Genomic DNA, 25597 nt, shown 5'->3' with positions numbered 1-25597 from the left:
ATAGACAGTCACGTCCACATGAATAGAGGCTATCTCATCACAAAGAAACATCGTTCCTAAAGCTAAAAAATAACAACAAAAAGCAGCAACGAAGCTATCGTTGCTGCATCACTATTTTTTCCTTTATGATGCGTGAGATAGCCCTCCATATAACTAAACAAGTTATATGACAGCCCTGTATCTATTTAATACAGAACCAGTGGAACAGAAATATGAGTTCTTTTCCACTTCGGCAAATTCCCCTTTTAGCAGCCCTCTTCAGACCTCATTATCCTCCGGCAGCTTACTAATGGTTTTTGCACCTCTATCCTCACTTCAAAATTAAAATTGAAGTAAAGCAGATGAAATTGTATTTAAAATATACCAAATTTTTTACTCGGTTGCAATGGCATCATGAATTTCTCTGGGTTAAACATAGCTTACAAACAGAGAGATGGATTACGACCGTGGAAAGCCGTATCCATACCCTGGCGAAATAGGTGGTCTGCCTCCGTGTGGATAGCCGCCATACCCAGGGCCGAAACCTTGATAGCCGTAGCCTCCAAACCAAGGACCAGGATAACCATAAGGACGAGGCCGCGGATAGCCTACTACTGGATTCCCGAAGAGCTCGCCCCCTAAGTAACCTAGTCCTAAACCGACTAAGCCAGCCCCTAGTGGGCTAAAAGCAAGATTCCGTTCGTCATCATAATGCCCATAGCCATATTCATTAGGTAAAGAAGAATGAGCAGGTAGTTGTTGATACATTAAACTTTCTCCTTTCTGCTTAATACCGATTGGTAAATACATATTCCGTTTACTTAAATAGCATATGGATAGATGCGGAATAGGCAAGGGATAAACACCTAGATATAAGCAAAAAAAGAAAGTTTGTTAGCCATCTTTCAAAATACAGGACAAAAGCTCTTTAAATTTTTCCTTGTCTTCATTGGTAAGTGCTTTCGGTCCTTTCGTATGTTTTCCGCTTTTACGCGCTTTCGCACTAAAATGGCGCATGTTCAATAATTCATCAATATTGGAAGTGCTATACTGAAACCCTTTGTGGTGCAGAACAATACAGCCTTTGCCAAGCCCAAGGGAAGCAAGTCCATAATCTTGGGTGACGATGATATCTTCTTTAGCTGCCAGCTGCATAATCCGATAATCAGCCGAATCGGCGCCAGTATCAACATAGATAAAATGTACACCTTCCATTTCTTCTCTGGGACTGTAATGGGAATAGCTGCTTACTAACCATACTGGAACAGCTCTTTTTCCAGCTTCTCTTATAATAATCTCTTTTACAGGACAGGCATCCGCATCAACAAAAATATTCATATGATACTCCTTCATTAAATTTTATAAGAACAGCGCCGTTTTCTTTGGTTTATTATAGCACCCAAGGAAGGTGGAATGAATTCAAAATAAAAACAGCCTCCGGAAGAGCCGAGGCTGTTGTATAATTTATTTCATGTTTTACATTAGGTCATAAACAGATTCTTCAAAGTAGAGCCAATGGTAGTATTCTATCTCCGCATCAGTCATGTTGAAAATTTCTTCCTTATCCAGTGCTGCTAAATCCGATAAGCGTTCCATCATGTTTTCACGAACAACTTGGCTCATATAAAATCCCCCTTAGGAATTAGAAAGTTATCTAAAGCGTTTTCTGATGTTGTTTTTATTATATATCTCAATTCGAGATTAAAACAATATCAAAATTAGATGTATAAACAGTAAACAATACAATCAAAGCATGTTTCTCCTTTTCTGCCGGATATTCCCTTGAGCAGCACTTCTTGGTCGTTATGTATAATACCTGATCATTTTTAATTTTATACCAGCTCGGTTATACTATTATTATAAGAATTAGCGAGAAAGAGGTACAATGCATGAATGATAACCAATTAGGCACGATTCAAACCTTAAAGGTTTACGAAGAAATAACGGATGGATTCCTTTTGGAATTTGGAAATAATAAAATTTTATTGCCGGAAACTGAAATCCCTACAGCGATTCAACCGGGAGAAGAAGTAGAAGTATTTCTATATTCAGATAAAAAAGGAGAAACCACTGCTACTATGACTATTCCTGAAGCTCGGCTGGATGCTTATGGCTGGTCAGAGGTAATAGAAGTAGTGAAAAACCTCGGTGTTTTTGTCAATATTGGAATTAATAAAGAAATACTTGTGTCCAAAGATGACTTACCTATTCTGGAAGCTGTTTGGCCAAAGGACGGAGATCATCTATTTGTCAGTTTGGAAACAGATAAGAAGGGAAGGCTGCTTGCCAAACCGATTGGTGAAGCAGATATCGTGCAAGATTTAGTTCCAGCTTCCTCCAGCATACTTAAGCAACAAGTGATCGGACGGATCTACCGTTCGACAAAAGCTGGCTCCTTTCTTTTGACAGAAGAAGGCTACCGCGGTTTTATCCACCCGCATGAACGAAAAAATGAACCGAGATTAGGAGAGACGGTAACTGGAAGGGTAATTGATGTAAAAGAAGATGGTACGATCAATGTGTCCTTGCTGCCCCTCAAGCAAGAAGGGATGAACGAAGATGCAGAAAACATTCTAGATTACTTGGCAAGCCACGGAGGAGAAATGGAACTTTCGGATAAGAGTGATCCTGAGGAGATTCGGGCTACGTTTAGAATTAGTAAAGCTGCCTTTAAAAGAGCACTGGGAAAGCTAATGAAAGAGGAGAAAGTTTCACAAAGAAACGGAAAGACCGTCCTGAAGGATTCTGATTAATTATTGGTACCAAAAGCACTAGCTTCGGTTAGTGCTTTTTTTTGTATCATAAGGATTCTTTTATTAGCTTATTGAGCTTATACTCACAGAAAAAGCGCCAAAAACCTTGAAAAGCGAATATTTTAGGGGATTATGGCACAATTAACTGCCTAATTATGGTATTGTAATAAAAAAGGAAATCGCGAGGGGTTTTTCGATGCAGATTAAAGAGCTGGAAAGAGAAATTCGTCTATTACAATTGAAATTATATAAATTAGGAGAACAAACAGATTATTATTCGAGTGGAGAAATACTTCGATTAAGCGAGAAATTGGATGAAAAAATTATCATTTACCAAAAATTGCTGTACAAAAAAGGAAATTAATAGCTATTTCCTCCGTTACCACCTATTATTGTTAAAGGATACGCGAAAATTGTCGAATTTTATTATAATACTGTATCGGATGTGTGAAAGAGGAGGATTATCCTATGAAGGATTTTAATACTTATATACGTAAATCTAAAGATGACTGCAAAAATATTCTTGGCATGTCACCAGATGAAATCCCTTTTTTAAAGGTTGGTCTGACCAAGGAACAATTACAGCACAGACAGCAAACTTATCGAAAAGTTTTGGCAATCGTGAACGAGTTCATGAAAAAACTGATTGAATATATGAACGGCATTCCAACCTTAATTGTTACAACAGACGATAAAGGTTATGTTTTAGAGATTTTTGGGGACTCAAGCATCAAAAAAATGGTTGATTCGTTAGGAATAACCATTGGAGTGAAATTTGATGAAAAAGATGTAGGAACAAATTCTGTTTCACTTGCTCTTAAATATGGCGAGCCGATTGGCTTGATTGGCGATGATCACTTTCACGACGTTCTTGCTGGTGTAGCCTGCTATTCAGCACCCTTCTCCTATTCTGATAATGATAAGCTGGCAGGAACTGTCTCCATTATGACTTTGGTTGAATATGCAAATCAGTTCCACCTTGGCTTACTATCATCGGCAGTAGATACCATTGAAGGAGAGATTCGGCTCCAGGAGCAAAACAATAAGCTGCATTTACTAAACCAAGTACTTATTAACTCTGCTCCCTTAGGGATAGTAATGACTGATATGAATAGAGAGATACTCGAGTATAATCCAGGGGCAGCTGATATCATCGGTTTAACGAAAGAGGAAATTAAACAGAAGGGAATTACTTCCTTAAGTGAGATTAATAAATACATAGATAAAGTCCTCAGCAACGGGAACAAGATAGAAAATATGGAAGTCACAGTAAAAGACTATAAAGAGAGAACAGACAAGGTCTGTTTGCTCGACGTTCTGCCTTTATATGACAGCTTTCAGCAAACGATCGGAGCTTTTGCCCAATTTAGAGACATGACGAATTACTATGAATTACAAAAACAAGTGATTCAGTCGGAAAAGTTGTCAGCTATCGGAAAACTAGGAGCCGGATTAGCTCATGAAATAAGGAATCCTTTGACTTCTATTATTGGACTGACCCAGCTTTTAAAAGAAAATAATGAACAAAACAAGTATCTGGAAATCATCACGGATGAACTAGAAAGAATGAAAAGCTTAGTAAATCAATTTGTATTACTAGGTAAACCTACAAAACTACACAAAACAAATAGCAATATTCCCAGGTTAATAAGCGATACGGTCGAACTGATGAACAGCAACGCCCAGTTGAATGATATTGAAATTGATTTTATCAGTGACATTCCAGACCTATATATTTTTGTAGATGAATCACAAATTAAACAGGTGTTAATTAACTTTATTAAAAATGCCTTTGAAGCCATGCCTGATGGCGGCCGGCTAATCATCAACCTGGAAGTGAACCATGAAAAGAAGGAATTGGCCATTTCCATTTCAGATGAAGGCAAAGGAATGACAGAAAAGGAAATTGAAAGTCTTGGCACTCCATTCTTCACTACTAAGGAAAGCGGTCTTGGTATGGGACTGCCAATCTGCTTTGATATTATAAAAGCCCACAATGGAACGATCGATGTTGAATCTGAAAAAGGAGTAGGAACAACTATTTATCTGATCCTGCCCTTTCATAATATCCCTGAAAGGAAGAGAAAAAATGGATAAGTCAATTGCATCAATACTTACAACTCTCTTTAAAAAATGGGGCATCGACTATGCCTTTGGCATTCCTGGAAAACCCCTTGTTCCACTGTTAGCAGAATTTCAAAAACAAGAAATGAGGTTTATTCTATCGAGGCACGAGTCAGGTGCTGGTTTTGCAGCTGCTGGTTATTCGCTAATCAATAATCAGTTAGGAGTGGCTGTTGGCACTTCAGGGCCTGGCGGTACAAACCTGTTGACAGCCGCCGGACAGGCAAAAGCTTACCATGCCCCTGTGTTGTTTATTACCGGACATCCATCTTCCAGACAAACAGGCAAACCTTTAGGACAAGATTCATCCATATTCGGTACTGACTTAGTGAAAATGTTCGAGTCCGTTACTTTATTTAGCGCTAAAGTTGAAACTAGCGCTCAATTTGAACTAATGTTAAAGCATGCAGTTGATCATGCTTGCAGCGGCCGGAAAGGACCTGTCCACCTTTCCATTCCGATGGAGGTGCTATTAGAAAAGATCCCTCCTTTCTCTTTTGATCTTCCTGCCGAAAGACCTGAAACAATCTCGGCTAGATTGCCATCTGTTATCGAAAGACTAAACAACTCTGAACATGCTGTCTTGTTTGTCGGCAAAGGAGTCCATATCTCAAAAGCTTATAAGCAAGTGCAGTGGCTGGCGGAAAGCTGGAATATCCCCGTTGTTACAACGCCTGGAGGCAAAGGAGCATTCCCTACAGAACACCCGCTCTCTTTGGGAGCTTTCGGGTTAGGCGGAAACGCTTCCGCCCGTGATTTTATAGCAGCAGGGGTGGATGAGATGATCGTGATAGGAAGCAAGCTGACAGACATGTCTCTTGCAGGGTTTTCCGAATCGATGCATCCTTCCCATATGATCCATTTAGATATCGATGCTCAATTTATGGAAAAGTCGCTTCCATTACCAACGCTTAAGATATTAGGCGATGCTAAAGCAAACATTTCCGAAATGAAGAGATTAATTGAACAATCAAATATAAAGGTTATTCCCCAACCACATTATGGAAGTACAAAGCCCGAAACAAAAGGCCCTGACGCTATTTATGCAAACAACAAAATTACTGCCGAACAAGCAGTCAAATTAATCAGAAGCCATTTGCCAAACGATGCTGTTTTATTTGGAGATGATGGAAGCCATACTTTTCACGCTATAAAACACTTCGCAATTTATGAGCCAGGCACATTCTTTTTTGATGATGTATTTGGTACGATGGGGCATGCGATCGGGTATTCGATAGGCGCCAAACTCGCGCAGCCAGACAAAACGATTGCTTGCTTAACTGGCGATGGCTGCATGTTTATGCATGGCACCGAAATCGCTGCAGCTGTTGATGAAAAACTGCCAATCATTTATATTGTATTAAATAACTACAGTTTAGATATGGTCGATAAGGGCATGGACAAAATGCTAGGTTTTACTGTAGGTTCTTCTTACCAGCAGGGGTTAGATGTACAAGCTTTCGGTGAATCCTTAGGCGCTTTATCGTTTAAATGCCGGGACGAGGTTGATATCGCCCAGGCGTTTGCACAAGCACTAGACAATCGAATGGGACCGTCAGTAATTGAGATAGTAGTTGATCCAAAAGAAATTCCGCCAATACTTGATAGAGTTTAAATAATATAGAGGGAATTTATGATTGGGGACTCTTGTAAGCGGAAACAGTTATGTTACAATTAATCTATAAATTTTAATAATAAAGCATCACTAGGGGAGTCCTTTACGGACTGAGATGGAGTTTCCAGACCCTTTGAACCTGATCTGGGTGAAACCAGCGGAGGGAAGTGGCCGATATGAATATTATCAATTAATTAATGTTATTCATAATGAGACACCACTTCTGTCCGGAGTGGTGTTTTTAATTTAATTTTTTGGAGACTTTGTAAAGGCGGGATGACATGTATAAGGGAGATCTGCACATCGTTTCAACTGGGAAACAATCGACCAAGCGTCTTGTAGAGATTGCTTCACAAATACATCCTTATCTAGACGCTTTTCATATTCGGGAAAAAAACTGCACAGCCAGCCTTCTTATGGACTTAATTTCCCAGTTGGAGCAAAAACGGATGCCCCGTTCAAAAATCATCATCAATGATCGTGTGGATGCAGCTTATATCTCTAAGGTAAAGGGCGTTCAGCTTACTAATCATTCGATATCGGTAAAATTAGTAAAAAACAACTTTTCTCCATTACAAGTAGGTAGTTCTGTCCATTCTTTAGAGGAAGCCAAAGCGGCTGAACGAGGAAAAGCTGATTATTTGTTGTTTGGCCACGTTTTCCCGACAAACAGTAAAGCTGGGTTACAAGCAAAGGGATTAAAGCAATTAGAGGAAATTTGCAAGTCAGTTTCGATTCCGGTTATCGCTATTGGTGGTGTGAAACCTGATAATATCAGGGATGTGATTGATTCTGGCGCCAGTGGGGCAGCGGTAATGTCGGGGGTAATGGATGCTCCTGATCCTTTAAGGGAGGTACAGGCATATTGTGCGAAACTGGCTTTCTAAACCTCATGCTTCTATGTTGGTAAGTAATTATCATGAGAAAAGGAGTTCTTTTATGAGCAAAGAATATGAAGCTATTATAGTTGGCGGTGGTGTGATTGGGGGGGCGATTGCATATAACCTGGCAAAGCGAGGGAAAAAGGTTTTATTATTGGAAAAAGACCGGTTAGCGAGCCAAGCCTCAAGCGCAGCTGCAGGTATGCTTGCTGCGCAAGCAGAGCTAAGCGGATGCGGACAATTATTTCCATTGGCGAAAGAAAGCAGGCGAATGTTCCCCTTTCTCGAAGAGGAAATTAAAAAGGTAAGCGGAGTGGACATTCAGCTGGTGAATAAAGGGACTCTTAAACCGGCACTTACAGAAGCAGAAGAGATCGCCTGCAAACAATCTATTGAAAAATATCAAGAAGCTGGGGAACAAGCGGATTGGCTGACTGCTGAACAGGCAAAGAAATTAGAGCCAAATCTGTCATGTGCAGTGAGAGGAGCAATGTATATAAAAAAAGATGGTCACGTGTCTGCACCACATCTCACACGGGGGTTTTTATACGCTGCCGCAGTATTAGGAGCTGACATTTTCGAATACGAGGAGGTACTATCTTTACAGCAGCAAGGAGGAGAAATCACAGGAGTAAATACGAGCAAAAGCAGCTATTTGAGCCCAAACGTCATTATAGCAGGGGGTGCATGGAGTGATAAGTTACTAAAAGAAACAGAAGCTCCTTTAAATACTTATCCTGTGAAAGGTGAATGCTTTTCATTATTGATCCAAAAGCCGCTGCTTAGCTATACCATATTTTCTGATGGTTGTTATCTTGTCCCTAAAAGTGGAGGGAGAATCATTGTTGGCGCAACTGTAAAGCAAAATACATTTGATCGAACAGTTACGATGAAAGGGATTTACTCCCTAATGGATAAAGCCAAAAGCTTGGTTCCGGTTATTATTAATGCAGAATTGGAGAAAGCTTGGGCTGGCATCAGACCCCAAACTGCTGATGCCCTCCCTTATCTGGGGGAACACCCAGCGTTGGAAGGATTGTTTGTCGCAACGGGACATTACAGAAACGGTATTCTGCTTTCTCCCATAACCGGAGAAGTTATGGCTGACCTAGTGGAGAAAAAAACGACTGGCGTTGACCTTACTCCTTTTCGATTAGAACGCAATAATATGACGTCAGTAGGGAATGGAGGCTCGATATGAAGCTAGTCATTAATGGAGAGGCAATAGAAGTTTCAAATTCCATCCGGACGGTGTCCGATCTTTTAAAACATTTTAACCTGGATCAGCAAATAGTTATCGTAGAGTTGAATAAACGTATCCTGGAAAAAGAGTGCCATGAGCAATCTTTTGTTGCGGATGAGGATAAAATTGAGATTGTTAATTTTGTAGGAGGAGGATGATTATGTTAAAAATAGGACCTTATAATTTTTCTTCAAGACTATTACTGGGCACTGGCAAATACCCCGATTTTGACATCCAGAAAAAAGCGGTAGAAGTTTCTGGAACAGAAATTCTTACCTTTTCTGTCCGAAGGATGAATATTTTTGAAGCTAACCAGCCAAATATCCTGGAAAAGCTTGAAGCTTCCGATTATACACTGCTGCCGAATACGGCAGGAGCCAAAACAGCTGAAGAGGCTGTCCGGACTGCAAGGTTAGCTAAAGCATCTGGCTTATGCGACATGGTAAAGGTGGAAGTAATCGGCTGTCAAAAAACATTGCTGCCCGATCCAATCGAAACCCTGAAAGCATGCGAAGAACTGCTAAAAGAAGGATTCATTGTTTTACCGTACACTTCAGACGATGTATTGCTCGCCAAGCGTTTAGAAGAATTAGGCTGCCATGCGATTATGCCTGGGGCATCTCCTATTGGATCGGGCCAAGGCATCGTAAATCCGTTAAACTTACACTTTATTATCGAACAGGCGATCGTTCCTGTCATAGTCGATGCTGGTATTGGCTCTCCATCAGATGCGGCAGAAGCAATGGAATTAGGAGCAGATGGCGTTTTGCTGAACACAGCTGTCTCCGGCTCAAAGGATCCAATAAAAATGGCAGAAGCGATGAAACTGGCTATCCAATCGGGGAGGCTAAGCTATCAAGCAGGCAGAATAGCAAAAAAACAATATGCAACCGCAAGCAGTCCTGCCGAAGGAATGAGCACAGGGTGACAAATCGTTATTCACGCCAAGAACTTTTCGCTCCTATCGGCAAAATGGGGCAGGCAAAAATCAGAAAGAAACATGTATTAATAATCGGTGCAGGAGCTCTTGGAACTAGCAGTGCAGAAAGCCTTGTCCGGGCAGGGATTGGTAAATTGACTATCGTTGATCGTGATTATGTGGAATGGAGTAACTTACAGCGACAGCAGTTGTACAGCGAAGAAGATGCCGCTCAAAAGGTGCCTAAGGCTGTTGCTGCAGAAAATCGGCTCAGGCAGATTAACTCAGAAGTAGAGATACAAAGCTATATCATCGATATTTCGGTAGAAGAAATCGAACAGCTGATTAGCGGAATCGACTTAATCATTGATGCAACTGATAACTTTGATATTCGAATGATTATCAACGATGTCTCCCAGAAGTTTAGCATCCCCTGGATTTATGGCGCTTGTGTCGGGAGTTATGGGCTTAGTTATACGATTTTGCCAGGAGTCACCCCTTGTTTGCATTGTTTACTTGAAACGGTTCCGATGGGGGGAGCTACGTGCGAGACGGCCGGTATCATCAATCCTGCAGTACAGATGGTTGCTTCCTATCAACTAACAGAAGCATTAAAGATACTTGTAGAAGACGACGCCGCTTTGAGCAACAAACTAGTATCGTTTGACTTATGGAATAACCAACAGACGGCTATAAATGTAGACAAAGTAAAAAAAGAAAAATGCTTATCATGCGGACCGGAACCAACGTACCCTTATTTAGATTACACGAATCGAACGAAAACGGCCGTGTTATGTGGAAGAGACACTGTTCAAATACGCCCGTCGCAACGGTCGGAACCAGACTTAGAAAAGTATGCTGCCTTACTTTCCAAACAAGGCAGGCAGGTTTCCATGAATCCGTTTTTATTATCCTTCATGGTGGAGGAATACCGACTTGTTTTGTTTCTGGATGGCAGAGTATTGGTACATGGAACCAGCGATATTTCTAAAGCCAGAACAATATACCACCGTTATTTTGCATGAAAAAAATGAGAGACACTGCTAGTGAATATAAGCAGTGTCTCTTTTTATTTTAGCGGACTTTTTAAAATGGGCTCTTTTAATATTTAATGTTGATAATTTGAGTAAAAATAAAAGGAAATCCAATTTAATTGGGTTCCCTTCAATATTGTGCTAGTAACGCACTTAATTATGAAGGTTTACAAAAACTTTCGACATACTTTCCTCTAAGCAATAATCTGCTTTATACTTTAATCTTTTAAAATTGGATATTTTGAAAAAGCGAAACGGTAATTATCAAGGTTGATAAGCAACCAGCAAACATTAAAGTGATTATTTTCCGTCTGTTCGTTTCTTCTGAAGATTTCCGAAGTTCACTGGAAACTGCTATCCAAATAACAATAGAAACTATTGCAATAATACCTGTAGACACAGCTGACATCCCCTTAATCTTAATATATCTTATTCATTTATCGCACCAATTATATTAATCTCTATACCCTTATACGATTTAGAAAAAATTAGAGTTTCACTTTTGCTCTTTTAGTTGACTACAAATTAAATTTTGATACTCGTAAACAATGATATATGTCCGTCATTTCAAACACAAATGATGTTAATAAATTCTTTAATATGGTGATTAGTGCTTTCGTTACTACGACTATCGGCAAATAAGAACCAAGCAAGGTAATTATCAAGATATTTCGTATTTCCGCAGGGAATAGCCTTTATAAATACAATCAAATTCGTTGCCTTTACGAGTACGATACAAAACGGTATTAGTTGTGTCAGTGAAGGTTTTATCACAACACTTACAGCGATACCGTTGGCGACCATTATATTTTCCGAATCGAACAACGTGTCCTGATGTATAATAAGGACACTCAAATCCTTCTTTAAAGCGAGTTTCCCTCATTTCGTTGATTAAACGACCACCCGCAGAGGAAGCAGGTTCAACGTAGCACTGAACCCATTGATATACTTGTTCTTTTTCACCTTGACAACCTCCATATCGAACCTTCGTTCCTATATTGTTTATATGAAGAACTCGGATAGGTATCAAATATCAACATGCACCTATAACAGAGCCTTAAAATAAAGCAGAAATTAAACTCACTCTTCTGCAACCTTAGACCGGGCGATACTCTTAACTTTTTATTTTAGGATAAAAAAACTATAAAGACACTTTCACCAATCATCAGTAAATAGAAAAAAATAGAACAGTCGACCATCCAAAATATCAGAAAAAGAATAATTTGTAGTAAGGCTGGTAATTAAAGGTATAATTATAAGTCGATTAACAGGGAGGTATGTCCAGGTTAAACATTTTTCTAGTAATTCATTCAATAATTAAGAAGGAGGTAAAATGGATGAAAAAGCCAAATTCGAATAAGAATAAGTGCTTTCCAGAGGTAATATGCTGCCCTACCGGAAGTTCCTTATGCCGGCCAAGGGGTCCTAGAAGGCCAACTTTTACCAGAGTGATTGATCTGGGACCAACTGGGCCTACTGGACCAACAGGACCTACAGGGCCTACTGGTGCTACCGGACCGACGGGACCTACAGGACCTACTGGTGCTACTGGACCAACGGGACCTACAGGGCCTACTGGTGCTACCGGACCGACGGGGCCTACTGGCGCTACTGGACCAACGGGACCTACTGGGCCTACTGGCGCTACCGGACCTACAGGACCTACAGGGCCTACTGGCGCTACTGGACCAACAGGAGCTACAGGGCCTACTGGCGCTACCGGGGCGACAGGGGAGGCAGGAGGAGCCGCGATTATCCCTTACGCATCTGGTACACCTGTGGTGCTCACTACGGCACTAGGTGGAGTTGTAGACACTACTAGTCTGGTTGGCTTCGGAAGCAGTAATACAGGCGTAGAGATTTTAGGAGGAGGGCAAATAGATATTACTGGTGCAGGAGGAACCGCTCTGAACTTTGCGTTCTCTGTACCAAGGGATGGTACAATCACCTCAATTGAGGCTTACTTTAGCACGACAGCCTCGGTCAATTTAATCGGTGATCTTACGATAAATGCCCAATTATATCGTTCACCAAGCCCGGCAACTAACATTTTCGACCCTATTCCTGGGACTTTGGTTACCTTGACTCCTGCAATCTCAGCACCAATTACCATCGGGGAAATTAGCAGAGGTAGTTTGTCTGGATTAGCTATTCCAGTCACAGAAGGGGATCGAATCTTACTAGTCTTTTCAGCTACTGCAGAAGGAGTAGAATTGGCAGGTACTATTGCAGGTTATGCCAGTGCCGGAGTAGCAATTAGTTAACAAAAACTCTTCATCATAATAACCGCCCAATAGGAGGGCGGTTATTAAAGTTTATGTATATTAATCTAAGAACAAAACGGGACTACGAATACATTTATTTTATTTTTTCAAAAATGTATGCTAGATTAATACTTAATGAATTCTGACTATTCGTACAATTAAAACAACTTGGAGGTTTTGTAACGTATGGCACTTACAGAAAAGAAAAGGGATCAATCGCTCAGCAGCAATAGAAAAAGATGGGAGATGCCAGATACGTATGTTATTTTATTTTTAGTTTTGTTAGCAGGTGTCATTGCTACCTATTTAGTTCCTTCAGGCAACTTTGAAAGAGAAACAATTGATAATGTCGAAAGGGTAATTCCTGGTACTTATACGCTAACGGACGGATCTGTATTAGGTCTTATGGATATTTTCACAGCGATACAAATGGGGATGGTGCAATCCGCGGATATCATCTTTATGGTTTTGTTTACCGGCGGGGCCTTCGAAATCATTGAACGATCTGGAGCATTACGCGGGGCGATTAACAGTGCTGTCAGCATCACACGCGGCAAGGAATTTTGGATGATTGCTATCGTGTCAACGCTGTTCGCCTTAGGCGGAGCAGTCGGTGCTGTTGCTAATGCAGTCATCGCCTTTGTTGCAATCGGCGTGATAATCGCCAGAATGCTGAAGCTCGATCCGATTGTAGCAGTGGCAATTACCTTTGGCGCTAATTTTGCCGGGTTTAATGTCGGTTTTATCAATCCTTATACAGTTGGGATTGCCCAGAATATTGCAGATCTGCCGCTTTTTTCAGGTGCATTATTCAGGGTGATCGTCTTTGTTATTATCCTGGCTCTTACCATTTGGTACACTTGGAGGTATGCTAAAAAAGTAATGGAGGATCCCGACAAAAGCTTAATTGGTGTTTATGATGAAGAAAAGGATGAAGAAACGCTTGCATCAGCGTTTACTCTCCGGCATAAGCTGTTACTCGGTTTTGTCGGGTTAGCATTAGTATTTTTCGTTTACGCTTCCATCAACTTAGGGTGGTCGATTAACCACATGGCTGCCTTTTTTGTATTAATCGGACTAGTATCTGGAATCATTGCAGGAATGCACTACAATACTATTGCCATAACTTTTTTGCAGGGAACGCAAAAGCTAGTCTACGGTGCCCTTGTTGTCGGATTGGCTAGAGCAGTAATCGTAGTCCTGGAAGACGGAGAAGTCCTCGATACTATTGTTCAGGCTTTATCTGTTCCATTGGAGAATTTACCTTCTGTTTTGGCTGCGATAGGCATGTTTATCTCTAGTGCTTTCCTTAATTTTTTAGTCAATTCCGGAAGTGGACAGGCCATGATATCCATGCCGATGCTGGTGCCGTTGGCTGATATGGTAGGTGTGACCAGGCAGGTAGCCGTGCAAGCATTCCAATTCGGAGATGGATTAACGAACAGTATTTTTCCAACATCGGGAATTTTGATGGCCAGTCTTGCTGTTGCGGGTGTTCCCTGGACAAAATGGGTAAAGTTCATATTTCCTTTGTTTTTAGCTTGGGTAGTGATTGCTGTTATTATGTTATCCATCGGTGTAATGATCAATTGGGGGCCATTCTAATCGATAACTTTCCAACCAATTTCGATATATTGTTTTCCTTCCATATAAAAACGTTTATAATTAATACTAAATTGTGTATTTAATGAATTTTTTAAAGGAAGGTTACTTATGCCAGAGCAAAATATCACCAGAATAGACATAGGCGGTAAGGAAATTATTCTTATCGGAACTGCTCACGTATCCAAGCAAAGCGCAGAGCAGGTTAAGAGAGTTATCGAAGCTGAACAGCCGGATGCTGTTTGTATTGAGCTCGACGAACAAAGATATCAATCGATCACCGAGGGAAGCAAATGGGCCGAGACTGATATTTTTAAAGTAATAAAAGAAAGAAAAGCAACATTGCTGTTAATGAATCTCGCCATCTCTTCATTCCAAAAAAGAATGGCAAAACAATTCGGCATTAACGCAGGACAGGAGATGATTCAGGGAATAAAATCAGCAAAAAACGTCAATGCCGATCTAGTATTAGCTGACAGAAATATTCAAATTACCTTTTCCCGTATATGGAGAGGGGTCGGTTTTTTCGGTAAAGCAAAACTGCTCCTACAGGTTATTTACAGCATCTTCAGCAATGAATCCATCTCTGAGCAAGACTTAGAAAAAATGAAATCCCAGGATATGCTTGATGCGATGCTCAATGATTTTACGGAAAATTTCCCAAGACTCAAAGTACCTTTAATTGATGAAAGAGACCAATACTTATCGCAAAAAATCAAGGAAGCTCCTGGCAATAAAGTTGTTGCCGTATTAGGTGCAGCCCACGTTCCAGGGATTAAAAAAGAAATCCATAGAGAGCATAATCTAGAGCGATTAACGGAACAGCCGCCAAAATCAAAGCTTCCGAAGTTAATTGGCTGGACAATACCTGTCTTGATTATTGCATTGATTGCTTACACATTTTATGCAAATCCATCTGCCGGAGCGCAGCAGACAATTAGCTGGGTGTTATGGAATGGTTCTTTCTCAGCGCTAGGTACTGCACTGGCATTAGGGCATCCATTGGCAATTCTGACGGCTTTTGTAGCTGCTCCGATTACGTCATTAAATCCATTAATCGCGGCTGGTTGGTTTGCAGGTATCGTACAGGCGATGATACGAAAGCCAAATGTCGGAGACTTTGAAACACTATCGGAGGATGTATTGCATGTAAAGGGATTTTGGAATAACAAAGTGACTCGGATTCTGCTGATCATTGTATTAGCAAATATCGGCAGTACCTTAGGAACAGTAATTGGCGGAGCAGACGTAATCCGTTTATTTATTGAAAACTTGTAAAGTTTGTTGTTGGTTCCACGAATCGGTTGGCGGTGGATGCTTGCCGCGGGCACGGCGTCACCACTGATTGCCCATCGAGGAATCAACAGAGGCCAATGTAAAAAGAGTGGATCACGGCACATGGGAAACGAATCGTTAAACTAATGAAGGAATAGAGGGCACAAAAGACGATAAGCGGTCTGTATGGAAATTAAACCCCACACAGACCGCTTTTTAAAAATTCTACCTATCATAGAGCTTCAGTAGAGAAGATTTGATTTGTAATCCATACAAAACAATTTACTGCAAAAATAGGAGGTAACATAAATCAAGCCATTCAGTTATTATTTTAATTTTATTTTTAGTTTACATAATATATATTATAGGAAGTTAATGAAATTTTAATATCTCAAGTCTCAAAACTTAAGTATTCTTGAGATATTGAGATATTAAAAATAATTCTATATTAACTGGCCAAATAAATTACACTCAATCAACTAATTCTTGATGCTTTGATTATCATGAATTTTCTTTCTGAGAATCTTTAAATGAAATGCCGCCAACTTCGTGAAGCCTTAATGTTTGCTCATAAAATTCCATTAATTGCTTCGATGGTTTTTCCCAACTGAATTTTTCAGCTTCCAACCGAGCATTTTGCTTCATTTCGTTAAGTTTATCTGGAGTTTCTAAATATTCTAATGTATTAATCAAGCTTTCAGTATTTCCATTTTCATACAGCAACCCTGTTTTGCCATGGTCAATTTGTTCCATTGTCGGACCGCTTTTTGCTGCGATTACCGGTAAGCCAGAAGCCATCGATTCCAAAATAACCAGGCCAAGCGTCTCTGTTACCGATGGAAATACAAAAGCGTCGGCACTGGCAAAGGCTTCTGATAAATCCTTTCCATGCAGGAAGCCAGTAAACAAAGTGTTCGTACCTGCAAATGTCTGTTCCAATTCTGCTCTGGCAGGACCGTCTCCTACGATTGCAAGACAAACATCTTCTCTTTTTTCCAACATAGGTTTTAATTTATGAATTTCTTTTTCAATGGCAAGCCGGCCGACGAACAAAAGCAATTTTTTCTGCTTATGTCCGTTCGTCAACTTGCTGCGCATATTTGCATTATAATGATCAGGGTGATACTTATCGATATCCACTCCCCTTTTCCAAACATGCACATTGAAAAAATCCTTTTCGACTAGCTCTTCCCGGATCGCTTCCGATGTACAAAGATTTAGTTCGGCTTTATTATGCAAATTTCTGAAAAAGCTCCAAAAAATCGGCTTTAATGGACGGTATAATCGATAATAATCTAAATACTTAGGAACATGGGTATGGTAAGAAGCAATCAATGGAAAACCCAGTTTTTCCGCGTAATATACACCAGTAGCGCCAACAAGTGCTGGGTTAACTACATGTACGAGATCAGGATTATGTTTTTCTAAAAGTTTTTTCACCTTTTTTTGCGGCAGTGAAAAAGGGCGATAACGATAAAAGGGCATCGTGGTGGCTTTAACTCCCTCCACCATCGCTCCTTTATATTCATATACACCCAGGTCTGGTGCGATCACTACTACTTCGTGGTTCAGTTTCCTTAAATATTTAATTGCTTCTGTCAACCTGGTAACCACGCCATCGGTGGATGGTAAAAAGGTTTCTGTAATGATTGCAATTTTCAACGTGTAAAGCTCCTTCTTCTATTTCCAAGTAATAGCTGGTAAGACGTTTTCTTTAATAACTCGTTCTTTATTTTCGAGTGCAGCTTTTAGGATCCCTTGTAATACTTCCTCTGTTAATAAATGAGGCTCCAACCCTAAATCACGCAACTTAGTGTTTACTGCATGATAATAATGGTCTTCAGCTTCTATACGAGGATTTTCAATGTTGGCGATTTCCGGAGCAAGTCCCGCTTCCTTAGCGACCTTCTGCACTTTTTCAGCCAGCTCATTAACTGAAAAATATTCCGTGAACTGGTTAAATACCCTAAATTCACCTTTATCGGCCGGATTATTGGCTGCTATTTCAATGCAGCGCACCGTGTCTTTAATATTTAAAAATGCTCTAGTTTGTCCGCCGCTTCCGTAAACAGTCAAGTCATGGCCTATCGCCGCTTGAATGATAAACCGATTTAGCGCCGTTCCAAATACTCCATCATAATCCAATCGATTAGCAAGCATTGGATCCATTTCTGTTTCGTCCGTATGTAAACCATAGACAACCCCTTGGTTTAAATCAGTTGCACGGATTCCCCAAATTTTGCAGGCGAACATAATGTTATGGCTGTCATGTACTTTGGATAAGTGATAAAAAGAACCGGGCTGCTTTGGATAAGGCAGCTTATCTTTTCTTCCATTATGCTCTATTTCTAAATAACCTTCTTCAATATCAATATTAGGCGTGCCATACTCGCCCATGGTGCCTAATTTAATCAGATGGCAGTCAGGGGCTAACTCTTTTATGGCATAAAGAACGTTCAAATTCCCCATCACATTGTTTGTCTGAGTAAATACCGCATGCTCCCTGTCAATCATCGAGTATGGAGCAGAACGCTGCTCTGCAAAGTGTACAAACGCTTCCGGGTTTGTTTGTTTAAAAACCTCTGTAAGAAAGTCATAGTGATTTAAATCGCCTGTGAAGGTTTTGATTTCTTTCCCCGTCAACTCTTTCCACTTGGCAACCCGATCTTCCAACGAAGCAATTGGTGTTACCGAGTTCGATCGTAATTCATCGTCTATCTTTCTTCTGACCAAGTTATCTAATATCGTTACTTCGTGTCCTTGGTTGGATAAGTATAGGGCTGTTGGCCACCCACAGAAGCCATCTCCCCCCGCTACGATAATTCTCATAATTCCCCTCCTGTTACATTTTCATTACACAACTATCCATTATTATAAAACATCTCGGGTTAGTTGAGAAATATAATCCATTATATTTAGTATATTTCTATCTTAGCTTCATTTATTTTACATTATATTTACCTTTTCAAAACAATTACATACCTAACCTATCGACAAAAATAAGGAATTGAACTAAACCAGGCATTTAAACCAAATCAATAAAACGGAATTAACTTCCTATTAATCAGGTGGATCTATTAGTTGTCTTTCTTTTTCAATGGAATTTTTGCCGGTCCTTCGATCACTTCCCCTGTAGCAGTGAACCTGGAGCCATGGCAAGGACAATCCCATGTCCGCTCTGCTTCATTCCAGTTAACTTCGCACCCCATATGGGTACAAGTAGTATCTACCATATGAATATGTCCTTCCGGGTCTTTATAGACTCCTGTCCGCTTGCCTTTCACTCTTATTATATCCGCTTGCGAAGCAGGGATATCTTCGACATTTTTCGATGTGTATTCCAATTTTCCTTTGATTAGCTCTTTAGCGGAATCAGTATTATACTTGGCAAACGACACTAAATCCGGATCAGCATGGAAACGCGACGGAGAAAAGACTTCCTGAAATCGATTTTCTCTTTGGAGAATGATATCAGTTATCATCATAGCTGCTCCTGTACCTAACGTCATCCCCCATTTTCTATATCCGGTAGCAACGAGAATATCTGATTGATCATCCGAAATAGGGCCGATAAATGGCATTTTATCCAAAGTAGTTAAATCTTGGGCAGACCAGTAATAAGGATAAGCTTCAGCTTCAAAATGGGTTTCCGCAAACTCTGCCAAAGCTTGATAATGGCCGGCTGTATTTCCTCCTTTTCCTGTCTTGTGTCCTTCCCCGCCAATCAGCCACCAATTTTCTCCTGCAGCCGAGACGGAACGTATCGATCTTGTCGGTGTATCAATACTGGCATACATACCGCCAGGAAACGGTCTAGCTGATTTAGCCGCTACAACATAAGATCGTTCTGGATACATCCTTGTTGAAAACACACCGCGGGCGTCCGTGAACGGAAAATGTGACGCTTCCACTACCTTCTCACAAGTAATCTGGAAACCATCCTTCGTTTCAATGGTCGGTTTACCTTTATTATCTACCCCTGTGGCAGTCGTCTCTTCGAATATTTGAACACCTTGTTCTTCCAGCTTCTCGACTAATTTGCGAAGATACTCAAGCGGGTGGAATTGATACTGGTTTTTCATTTTTAAACCTGCTTCCACCGAAAGTCCGATTGGCAGTTCACTGACCAGCTCATTATCGATCCCGAGTATGTCATACGCCTGTTTTTCCTTCTTTAATGTATCCACTAACTGGCTGGAGGCAGTATAAATATAAGCGTCCTCCTGCGAAAAGCCACATTCAATTTGATGAATGTCTATCAATTCTTCTATAAGCTCCATGGCTTCCTGATTAAATTGATAATATAGTTCGGCAGTATCTTCACCAAACTGCTGGATTAGCTCGTCATATATTAATCCATGCTGGGCCGTAATCTTAGCAGTTGTATTTCCTGTGGTTCCTTCCAATAATTTGCCGGCGTCCATCAAGGCAATTTTATATCCTTCTTTCGCCAGTAAGTATGCTGCAGTTATTCCGGTTATGCCGCCTCCCACAATACCAATATCGACTTCAAGATTACTTCTTAGGCGAGGGAAATCAGGTATCTTTACCGTTTCCCTCCACAAAGAGTCTGGGGATTCTGATAGCCATTCAAATTTTCCATGCTTCGTCATATAGTCTTCCACCTCCGTTTTTCGTATTACTCGTCCTCTGTCTTTTACCTGTCGAGCTGAATATTAAACCTTCGTTAACAGAGGATTCAGCATATCCTCCTTTCATGTTTGGAAAACAACACTTATAATGACCATATAACTTAAAAAAGGAGATGTCAGCCATGGGAATATTGGATGGTTTGATGGGCAACGCTTCAGAAGTTGACGTTGAAAAGGTGGAAAAAGACCTGGAGGAGATTATTACAAACGAGGAAACATTAGCAAGTGTCTACAAAATCATCAGGGATTTGGTTGTATTCACCAATAAACGGATGATTCTTGTCGACAAACAAGGAGTTACAGGCAAGAAGGTAGAATATCATTCTATCCCTTACCGGGCAGTTACCCATTTTAGTGTAGAAACTGCTGGAAGTTTTGACCTTGATGCAGAATTAAAAATATGGATTTCCGGATCTTCCGCCCCTATCGTAAAAGAGTTCAGAAAAGGGGACAATATCTATAAAGTGCATAAAGCTCTGGCAAGCCACGTTTTATAACCTGCAAGGCTTTTGAAAAATGTTGGTAAGTTTTTGTTCAACTAAAGATAAAGACGCACTATTTGGTGCAGCTTCTGCTCATGGCAGCTGAAATATCCTTCGGTGGATTATTCGATTGTTTTTCTGTTGCCTGTGCTGCCAAAACCTATATGTCGGCATCAGCTGCCATCTGAGTCGAACTACGAAAGTAATCACTGGAAGCCAGTTACAGCCTCATCTTCTGCTTCATGGACACCCATAAAATCATTGAACGGATCAATCGTAATTTCCCCTTATTTAGTGGAACAGGAAATGTTTTAATAGATGCACAAAAGGCAATGAGATGTAAAAAAGCACAAGAGGTGAACGGTTATGACTATTGCACATATGATTGCCAGTGGAACGGTCCAAGGGGTAGGATTTAGAGCGACCGCCCAGCAAAAAGCAATCGAAACCGGGGTGAAAGGCTGGGTAAAAAATCTTCCCAATGGAGATGTCGAGCTGGAAGCAGAGGGAACTCCTGAACAAGTGAATAAATTTGTCGAGACCATCCGAAAAGGACCACATCGTTTTATCAAAGTAGATAATCTAGAAATAGACAGGTCTGACGAACAGAAGGGTTATACTTCTTTTGATGTTGTTTATTAAAAAAAGCCGCTGGTGAGCGGCTTTTTTTATTTCTATCGTAAGTATTGCCATTGGAAAGAATTATCTATCTTCAAAGAATTTGCGGTTCAACGAAATATATTCGTTTTCTTCTTCAGGAACTTCATCTTCCATATAGATAGCCTCGACAGGGCAGACAGCTTCACACGCTCCACAATCGATACAAATATCAGGATCAATAAAGAACATGTCTTTTCCTTCCTCTATACAATCTACTGGACAAACCTCCATACATTCGCCAGCTTTTTCATCTTTACAAGGTGATGTAATTACAAAAGCCAAGTATATCTCCTCCTTCATATAATCGACATGCTTGTTGGAAAGTACCGCCCGTTATAACGTGAGGTACTGTTACTAGGTTATTTATTATACCAAAAACTTTTATCCTTAACAGCAGGTTATGCTTGAAAGCCTTTTGGTACTAGCAATACTTTCGAAGCATTAAATTTGAGTATACTATATACTTTTTCATTTTTCTACCTTTACTATCATGAATTTACACAGCTTTAACCCCTCCGTCCTCTTGCTCATATAGTTAATTATACAAGTTAACAGGAGGCGTAAGGATGGAGATAACAGTTCGGCAGGGCGATTCTTTATGGTATTACAGCCAATTATTCCAAATACCCGCGCAGTTGGTTTATGATTCCAACCGGAACATAAACCCCAGCCAGATAACCGCAGGGCAAACGATCCAGATTCCCGGTTTTACTGTCAGTGAATATACAGTTGAAAGCGGCGATACCTTTTGGTCGTTAGCAGCACGGAGAAACCTGAATGCCGATGCTCTTTCGCTGCTTAATCCAGCAGTGAACCCCCAGCAGCTAACGATTGGACAGCGGCTTCTTTTACCTGCAAGAGTTACATGGCGGGTGGTAGACGGGCAGGAAGCATACAATTATGAGGCAATGAATGAAGACATCAATCAGTTAATCAACATATATCCCTTCTTGATGACTGAGACTATCGGGAATTCTGTGATGGGAAAAAACATTACGGAAATCAGGGTAGGCCGAGGAGCAAAACAAGTTCATACAAACAGCTCTTTTCATGCCAATGAATGGATAACCACCCCGGTTATGATGTGGTTTCTAAACGATTATCTATTAGCAGTAACGAATAATGGGTCGATTGCGAATATAAACATGCCGGAAATATACAACAATGTGTTGTGGTCGATTGTACCAATGGTGAACCCAGATGGGGTCAATCTTGTTCTCAATGGATTACCTGAACAAGAGCCGTACCGAAGCGAAGTATTGGAAATCAATGGAGGGAGCAGGGATTTCTCTGGTTGGAAAGCCAATATCAGAGGAGTCGATTTAAACAATCAATTCCCAGCCAAATGGGAAATAGAAAAAGCGCGGAAACGCCAAGTTCCGAGTCCTAGAGATTATCCAGGCCCTTTCCCGTTATCAGAGCCAGAGGCACAAGCTATGGCAGAACTAACGAGAAGCATGGATTTCAGGCGAGTGAACGCGTTGCACACTCAGGGAGAAGTCATCTACTGGGGATTTGAAGACCAGGAACCGCCAGAAGCGGAAACCATTGTGCAGGAATACGCTAACGTTAGCGGCTACCTGCCAATCCGTACTGTCGAAAGTTATGCAGGCTACAAGGATTGGTTTATTCAGGAGTGGAATCGCCCAGGATTTACAATTGAGTTAGGCAGAGGAACAAATCCGCTTCCGCTCAGCCAATTCAATCAAATCTACAGAGCCGCCAGCGGCATCCTGCTAGCTAATTTATATATGTAATCGCAAAGAAAACAACCAGAAAAACTAAGCGTGTTTTGAAAGGCACGCTTAGTTTTTATCCTGCCAAATACGCTCTACTATGTACTCTCCTCCGGTTTTTTGGATTAAGTACATGTCTGGATTAGTAAGTCCCTTCCATTGTGCAAATCCAATATCGGCTTGATATTTACCTAACAGAAGGGCAAGAAGATTGCCATGAGTGACAATTGCTACATTCTCGCAGGAATCATCCTCCATTATTTCATCCACTAGTTGTTTGGCCCGCAGGCTGGCATCATTGGATGATTCACCGCCAGGAAGCTTAAAGTTCATATCTGTAAATGATTGCTCTAATACATCCATCCAGTCATCGACTGGCTCTTCACTAAGCAATCGTTCCTCCAGCCTTTCATCAATTTCAATGGGAAGACTGTTTCGTTGTGCGTATGGCTTAATGCTCTCCACTGCCCGTAAAAAAGGACTGGACAAGATACGATCCATTTTATAGCCATAATCTTGCAAAAATTCTGCTACTATCTGTGCTTGTATTACTCCATCTTTAGTCAATGGTGAATCCTTGTGTTGACCTTCTGCATTACAGTGACGAATCATAAACAGCCTTTTCATGCAAACCATCTCCTCCAAGGGTCATATCTCTATTATCTAGTAACCAAGCCATAAAAACAAGCACATATCTATATTCTTCTTGTGAAATCAATACAATATACTTGTAATTCTCGCCATCGCGAAGCTTTTCTATTCTTTAATTGGAAACTTTTTTTCTTATCTTTTTTCCATCTATCCATACTGCCCAAATGTTACCGACAGACTAAAAAAAGTTTAAGCTGCATACTTAATAATAAAAACTAACCGGCCCTATTGGTACGGTTAGTTTTTATTGCTGATTTATAATTCTTTGAAATACTCCTTGTAAAAACCGCCTATACGGTTCGTATTGTCAATGATAAAGTAAAATTCATCCGTTTCATTTTTAACTTCATAGGTTTTCCCGGGGGTCAGTGTAGTATCGACCACAAACTTCTTCGCGTCAGCATGAACGCATTCTATTTTTTTAATAGTTTTATTGTTTTCCCAATTTTTGTGAATCACTTTTATCCTCCTCTTTGTGATGAAAATTTCAACTATGCTATCTCCAGGAATTCCAATCGATTACCAAACGGATCGTTCACATAAAACCGATTATATCCGGACAGCCGATCGTCCTCCTGGACTTTTATTTGCTTTTCCAGCAGCCTTTTTTTCAATTCATCCAAATTCTCGATATAAAAAGCAGGATGCGCTTTTTTTGCTGGCATAAAATCCGAGTCAATTCCGATATGTAGTTGTTGCTCCCCGCACCTAAACCAGACTCCGCCGTTTTTCTTCAGGCTATCCGGCTTCTCGATCTCCTCCATACCTAAAATGTTATGGAAAAACTCCCGGCAAATTTGCTCACTTTCGGCCGGAGCAGCTAACTGCACATGGTCAATCGTTCGAAAAATAAAAGTCATGAACATCCCTCCAACTTACGATTGCAAGGAAATCAGGCATAGGCCATCATGCCTGATTTCTGCATTTATTCAACTTATTGTTTGATATGCTCACTATACCATGATTTTGCTTGCAATACTTCATTTTCCGATAGTTGATGCCCCATATTATCCCAATGCAAATCAACAGATGCATTGGCAGCAGTTAATGTTTGTGCTAATTCCTCTGTTTCTTTACTATTTATTATAGGATCGTTTGTACCTGCACCTATAAAAATTGGGGTTCCTGCAAGATCTGGAAGCTCGATTCCCCTTCTAGGCACCATCGGATGAAATAAAATAGCACTGTTTAAGGATGTTTCATAATGGAAAAGCAAACTTGCAGCAATATTAGCACCGTTCGAGTAACCAACAGCTACGATTTTACTTCGATCAAATCGATATTTTTCCGCCGCTTCGTCTAAAAATGCATGTAACTCAGCGGTACGTTCAATCAAATCTTCTTCGTCAAACACACCTTCACGGATTCTCCTAAAGAAACGTGCCATCCCATTTTCAGAAACATTTCCTTTTACCCCCAGTACAGAAGCATGTTCATCTATCATGCTGGCAATCGGCAGCAAGTCCTTTTCTGAACCTCCAGTCCCGTGTAACAATAAAAATACCGGTCCGTCTTCGTATTTTCCTTCCTGATAAAAATGATGCATTTTCTACTCCTCCTTTAATGATGGTAAGCTCTTTATAATATCTGTCCGTTCTTCCTCCAGCCATCCTGGCAGTTTAAACGATTGGCCGAGATTGCTTAGATCCCCCTCGATAGCAAAGCCTGGAGAATCTGTTGAAAGCTCAATCAATAAGACTCCAAACTCCTGGAAGAAAATCGAGGGA

Annotated in this window: 27 protein-coding genes, 1 pseudogene and 2 riboswitches; of the genes and pseudogenes, 15 read left to right on the top strand and 13 right to left on the bottom strand. The window is 40.6% G+C overall.

The genetic code is table 11. The features are described 5' to 3' along the window. Window positions 1-130: 130 nt before the first annotated feature. A riboswitch (Lysine riboswitch) is annotated at window positions 131-315 on the bottom strand. A 123-nt stretch (window positions 316-438) separates the two neighbouring features. From BLR93_RS01245 to BLR93_RS17675, 3 genes are all read right to left on the bottom strand, one after another. Continuing rightward, window positions 439-747 (bottom strand): hypothetical protein, encoded by a 309-nt coding sequence (locus BLR93_RS01245; RefSeq protein ID WP_093210458.1) that lies wholly within the window; start codon window positions 745-747, stop codon window positions 439-441. A gap of 126 nt (window positions 748-873) precedes the next feature. Next, window positions 874-1317: a YaiI/YqxD family protein gene (locus BLR93_RS01240; RefSeq protein ID WP_093210457.1), complete on the bottom strand. Its 444-nt coding sequence runs from the start codon at window positions 1315-1317 to the stop codon at window positions 874-876. Window positions 1318-1455: 138 nt separating this feature from the next. After that, a complete protein-coding gene (locus BLR93_RS17675) occupies window positions 1456-1602 on the bottom strand; it encodes a BH0509 family protein (RefSeq protein WP_139184375.1) in 147 nt (48 codons plus the stop codon). Window positions 1603-1868: 266 nt separating this feature from the next. Between BLR93_RS17675 and BLR93_RS01235 the strand changes: the two genes are divergently transcribed. The 9 genes from BLR93_RS01235 (at window position 1869) to BLR93_RS01195 (ending at window position 10539) form a co-directional block, all read left to right on the top strand. Beyond that, entirely contained in the window at window positions 1869-2732 is an 864-nt protein-coding gene (locus BLR93_RS01235) for a CvfB family protein (protein WP_093210456.1), read from the top strand. Between the two features lie 196 nt (window positions 2733-2928). Beyond that, the gene (locus BLR93_RS01230; protein WP_093210455.1) at window positions 2929-3096 is read left to right on the top strand and encodes a Spo0E family sporulation regulatory protein-aspartic acid phosphatase; all 168 of its coding nucleotides are present in this window, start codon (window positions 2929-2931) and stop codon (window positions 3094-3096) included. 104 nt (window positions 3097-3200) lie between these two features. Continuing rightward, window positions 3201-4829, top strand: a complete 1629-nt coding sequence (locus BLR93_RS01225) for an ATP-binding protein (protein WP_093210454.1) — start codon at window positions 3201-3203, stop codon at window positions 4827-4829. Further along, entirely contained in the window at window positions 4822-6471 is a 1650-nt protein-coding gene (locus BLR93_RS01220) for a thiamine pyrophosphate-binding protein (RefSeq protein ID WP_093210453.1), read from the top strand. The genes BLR93_RS01225 and BLR93_RS01220 overlap by 8 nt, the downstream gene beginning before the upstream one ends. A gap of 82 nt (window positions 6472-6553) precedes the next feature. Then, window positions 6554-6654: riboswitch (TPP riboswitch) on the top strand. Window positions 6655-6752: 98 nt separating this feature from the next. Further along, entirely contained in the window at window positions 6753-7358 is a 606-nt protein-coding gene (gene tenI, locus BLR93_RS01215; protein ID WP_093210452.1) for a thiazole tautomerase TenI, read from the top strand. Between the two features lie 52 nt (window positions 7359-7410). Further along, entirely contained in the window at window positions 7411-8553 is a 1143-nt protein-coding gene (gene thiO / locus BLR93_RS01210) for a glycine oxidase ThiO (protein WP_093210451.1), read from the top strand. Further along, entirely contained in the window at window positions 8550-8753 is a 204-nt protein-coding gene (gene thiS, locus BLR93_RS01205; RefSeq protein ID WP_093210450.1) for a sulfur carrier protein ThiS, read from the top strand. Before thiO ends, thiS begins: the two co-directional genes overlap by 4 nt. Window positions 8754-8755: 2 nt before the next feature. Then, window positions 8756-9523: a thiazole synthase gene (locus BLR93_RS01200; RefSeq protein WP_093210449.1), complete on the top strand. Its 768-nt coding sequence runs from the start codon at window positions 8756-8758 to the stop codon at window positions 9521-9523. Continuing rightward, window positions 9520-10539, top strand: a complete 1020-nt coding sequence (locus BLR93_RS01195) for a thiazole biosynthesis adenylyltransferase ThiF (RefSeq protein ID WP_093210448.1) — start codon at window positions 9520-9522, stop codon at window positions 10537-10539. The genes BLR93_RS01200 and BLR93_RS01195 overlap by 4 nt, the downstream gene beginning before the upstream one ends. A gap of 685 nt (window positions 10540-11224) precedes the next feature. On the opposite strand, the pseudogene BLR93_RS01185 reads toward BLR93_RS01195, so the two are convergent. Beyond that, window positions 11225-11554 (bottom strand): annotated as a pseudogene (locus tag BLR93_RS01185) (transposase); the annotation flags it as partial. Window positions 11555-11885: 331 nt separating this feature from the next. On the opposite strand from BLR93_RS01185, the gene BLR93_RS01180 reads away from it, so the two are divergent. The 3 genes from BLR93_RS01180 to BLR93_RS01170 all read left to right on the top strand — a co-directional run bounded on the left by BLR93_RS01180 (window position 11886) and on the right by BLR93_RS01170 (window position 15692). Next, window positions 11886-12812: an exosporium glycoprotein BclB-related protein gene (locus BLR93_RS01180; protein ID WP_139184374.1), complete on the top strand. Its 927-nt coding sequence runs from the start codon at window positions 11886-11888 to the stop codon at window positions 12810-12812. 186 nt (window positions 12813-12998) lie between these two features. After that, window positions 12999-14417 carry a YfcC family protein gene (locus BLR93_RS01175; RefSeq protein WP_245690030.1) on the top strand — a complete coding sequence of 473 codons (1419 nt, stop codon included), beginning with the start codon at window positions 12999-13001 and terminating at the stop codon, window positions 14415-14417. A gap of 108 nt (window positions 14418-14525) precedes the next feature. Then, a complete protein-coding gene (locus BLR93_RS01170) occupies window positions 14526-15692 on the top strand; it encodes a TraB/GumN family protein (RefSeq protein WP_093210445.1) in 1167 nt (388 codons plus the stop codon). Window positions 15693-16190: 498 nt separating this feature from the next. Here the strand turns inward: BLR93_RS01170 and BLR93_RS01165 are convergent, their stop codons facing one another. The 3 genes from BLR93_RS01165 to BLR93_RS01155 all read right to left on the bottom strand — a co-directional run bounded on the left by BLR93_RS01165 (window position 16191) and on the right by BLR93_RS01155 (window position 20302). After that, window positions 16191-17351 (bottom strand): glycosyltransferase family 4 protein, encoded by a 1161-nt coding sequence (locus BLR93_RS01165; RefSeq protein WP_093210444.1) that lies wholly within the window; start codon window positions 17349-17351, stop codon window positions 16191-16193. An 18-nt stretch (window positions 17352-17369) separates the two neighbouring features. Next, on the bottom strand, window positions 17370-18518 hold the full coding sequence (locus tag BLR93_RS01160) for an NAD-dependent epimerase/dehydratase family protein (protein WP_093210443.1): 1149 nt from the start codon (window positions 18516-18518) through the stop codon (window positions 17370-17372). 248 nt (window positions 18519-18766) lie between these two features. Next, the gene (locus BLR93_RS01155) at window positions 18767-20302 is read right to left on the bottom strand and encodes an FAD-dependent oxidoreductase (protein WP_093210442.1); all 1536 of its coding nucleotides are present in this window, start codon (window positions 20300-20302) and stop codon (window positions 18767-18769) included. A gap of 161 nt (window positions 20303-20463) precedes the next feature. Between BLR93_RS01155 and BLR93_RS01150 the strand changes: the two genes are divergently transcribed. Further along, window positions 20464-20838, top strand: coding sequence for a PH domain-containing protein (locus BLR93_RS01150; RefSeq protein ID WP_093210441.1), 375 nt, complete (start codon window positions 20464-20466; stop codon window positions 20836-20838). A gap of 351 nt (window positions 20839-21189) precedes the next feature. Next, on the top strand, window positions 21190-21465 hold the full coding sequence (locus tag BLR93_RS01145; RefSeq protein ID WP_093210440.1) for an acylphosphatase: 276 nt from the start codon (window positions 21190-21192) through the stop codon (window positions 21463-21465). 60 nt (window positions 21466-21525) lie between these two features. Here the strand turns inward: BLR93_RS01145 and BLR93_RS01140 are convergent, their stop codons facing one another. After that, window positions 21526-21765 (bottom strand): ferredoxin family protein, encoded by a 240-nt coding sequence (locus BLR93_RS01140; protein ID WP_093210439.1) that lies wholly within the window; start codon window positions 21763-21765, stop codon window positions 21526-21528. 284 nt (window positions 21766-22049) lie between these two features. Here BLR93_RS01140 and BLR93_RS01135 point away from each other — a divergent pair, with 284 nt between their 5' ends. Then, the gene (locus BLR93_RS01135) at window positions 22050-23240 is read left to right on the top strand and encodes a M14 family metallopeptidase (RefSeq protein WP_093210438.1); all 1191 of its coding nucleotides are present in this window, start codon (window positions 22050-22052) and stop codon (window positions 23238-23240) included. A gap of 48 nt (window positions 23241-23288) precedes the next feature. Here BLR93_RS01135 and BLR93_RS01130 read toward each other — a convergent pair whose 3' ends face one another. The 5 genes from BLR93_RS01130 to BLR93_RS17845 form a co-directional block, all read right to left on the bottom strand. Then, window positions 23289-23846, bottom strand: a complete 558-nt coding sequence (locus tag BLR93_RS01130; protein WP_093210437.1) for a histidine phosphatase family protein — start codon at window positions 23844-23846, stop codon at window positions 23289-23291. Window positions 23847-24125: 279 nt separating this feature from the next. After that, complete coding sequence (locus tag BLR93_RS01125) at window positions 24126-24329, bottom strand: DUF6501 family protein (protein ID WP_093210436.1); 204 nt, start codon at window positions 24327-24329, stop codon at window positions 24126-24128. Window positions 24330-24361: 32 nt separating this feature from the next. Beyond that, window positions 24362-24730 carry a VOC family protein gene (locus BLR93_RS01120; protein WP_093210435.1) on the bottom strand — a complete coding sequence of 123 codons (369 nt, stop codon included), beginning with the start codon at window positions 24728-24730 and terminating at the stop codon, window positions 24362-24364. A gap of 74 nt (window positions 24731-24804) precedes the next feature. Then, window positions 24805-25416, bottom strand: a complete 612-nt coding sequence (locus BLR93_RS01115) for an alpha/beta hydrolase (protein ID WP_093210434.1) — start codon at window positions 25414-25416, stop codon at window positions 24805-24807. Between the two features lie 3 nt (window positions 25417-25419). Further along, window positions 25420-25563 carry a VOC family protein gene (locus tag BLR93_RS17845; protein ID WP_175559206.1) on the bottom strand — a complete coding sequence of 48 codons (144 nt, stop codon included), beginning with the start codon at window positions 25561-25563 and terminating at the stop codon, window positions 25420-25422. Window positions 25564-25597: the final 34 nt, after the last annotated feature.

The organism is Sediminibacillus albus, assembly GCF_900101125.1.
Lineage (GTDB): Bacteria > Bacillota > Bacilli > Bacillales > Amphibacillaceae > Sediminibacillus > Sediminibacillus albus.
This window is presented reverse-complemented; position numbering and strand designations above follow the sequence as displayed.

What these genes read in the sequence shown, in the direction of transcription:
- BLR93_RS01245 (WP_093210458.1), bottom strand. Translation starts at nt 747, where the DNA reads ATGTATCAACAACTACCTGCTCATTCTTCTTTACCTAATGAATATGGC.
- BLR93_RS01240 (WP_093210457.1), bottom strand. Translation starts at nt 1,317, where the DNA reads ATGAATATTTTTGTTGATGCGGATGCCTGTCCTGTAAAAGAGATTATT.
- BLR93_RS17675 (WP_139184375.1), bottom strand. Translation starts at nt 1,602, where the DNA reads ATGAGCCAAGTTGTTCGTGAAAACATGATGGAACGCTTATCGGATTTA.
- BLR93_RS01235 (WP_093210456.1), top strand. Translation starts at nt 1,869, where the DNA reads ATGAATGATAACCAATTAGGCACGATTCAAACCTTAAAGGTTTACGAA.
- BLR93_RS01230 (WP_093210455.1), top strand. Translation starts at nt 2,929, where the DNA reads ATGCAGATTAAAGAGCTGGAAAGAGAAATTCGTCTATTACAATTGAAA.
- BLR93_RS01225 (WP_093210454.1), top strand. Translation starts at nt 3,201, where the DNA reads ATGAAGGATTTTAATACTTATATACGTAAATCTAAAGATGACTGCAAA.
- BLR93_RS01220 (WP_093210453.1), top strand. Translation starts at nt 4,822, where the DNA reads ATGGATAAGTCAATTGCATCAATACTTACAACTCTCTTTAAAAAATGG.
- tenI (WP_093210452.1), top strand. Translation starts at nt 6,753, where the DNA reads ATGTATAAGGGAGATCTGCACATCGTTTCAACTGGGAAACAATCGACC.
- thiO (WP_093210451.1), top strand. Translation starts at nt 7,411, where the DNA reads ATGAGCAAAGAATATGAAGCTATTATAGTTGGCGGTGGTGTGATTGGG.
- thiS (WP_093210450.1), top strand. Translation starts at nt 8,550, where the DNA reads ATGAAGCTAGTCATTAATGGAGAGGCAATAGAAGTTTCAAATTCCATC.
- BLR93_RS01200 (WP_093210449.1), top strand. Translation starts at nt 8,756, where the DNA reads ATGTTAAAAATAGGACCTTATAATTTTTCTTCAAGACTATTACTGGGC.
- BLR93_RS01180 (WP_139184374.1), top strand. Translation starts at nt 11,886, where the DNA reads ATGAAAAAGCCAAATTCGAATAAGAATAAGTGCTTTCCAGAGGTAATA.
- BLR93_RS01175 (WP_245690030.1), top strand. Translation starts at nt 12,999, where the DNA reads ATGGCACTTACAGAAAAGAAAAGGGATCAATCGCTCAGCAGCAATAGA.
- BLR93_RS01170 (WP_093210445.1), top strand. Translation starts at nt 14,526, where the DNA reads ATGCCAGAGCAAAATATCACCAGAATAGACATAGGCGGTAAGGAAATT.
- BLR93_RS01160 (WP_093210443.1), bottom strand. Translation starts at nt 18,518, where the DNA reads ATGAGAATTATCGTAGCGGGGGGAGATGGCTTCTGTGGGTGGCCAACA.
- BLR93_RS01155 (WP_093210442.1), bottom strand. Translation starts at nt 20,302, where the DNA reads ATGACGAAGCATGGAAAATTTGAATGGCTATCAGAATCCCCAGACTCT.
- BLR93_RS01150 (WP_093210441.1), top strand. Translation starts at nt 20,464, where the DNA reads ATGGGAATATTGGATGGTTTGATGGGCAACGCTTCAGAAGTTGACGTT.
- BLR93_RS01145 (WP_093210440.1), top strand. Translation starts at nt 21,190, where the DNA reads ATGACTATTGCACATATGATTGCCAGTGGAACGGTCCAAGGGGTAGGA.
- BLR93_RS01135 (WP_093210438.1), top strand. Translation starts at nt 22,050, where the DNA reads ATGGAGATAACAGTTCGGCAGGGCGATTCTTTATGGTATTACAGCCAA.
- BLR93_RS01130 (WP_093210437.1), bottom strand. Translation starts at nt 23,846, where the DNA reads ATGAAAAGGCTGTTTATGATTCGTCACTGTAATGCAGAAGGTCAACAC.
- BLR93_RS01120 (WP_093210435.1), bottom strand. Translation starts at nt 24,730, where the DNA reads ATGACTTTTATTTTTCGAACGATTGACCATGTGCAGTTAGCTGCTCCG.
- BLR93_RS01115 (WP_093210434.1), bottom strand. Translation starts at nt 25,416, where the DNA reads ATGCATCATTTTTATCAGGAAGGAAAATACGAAGACGGACCGGTATTT.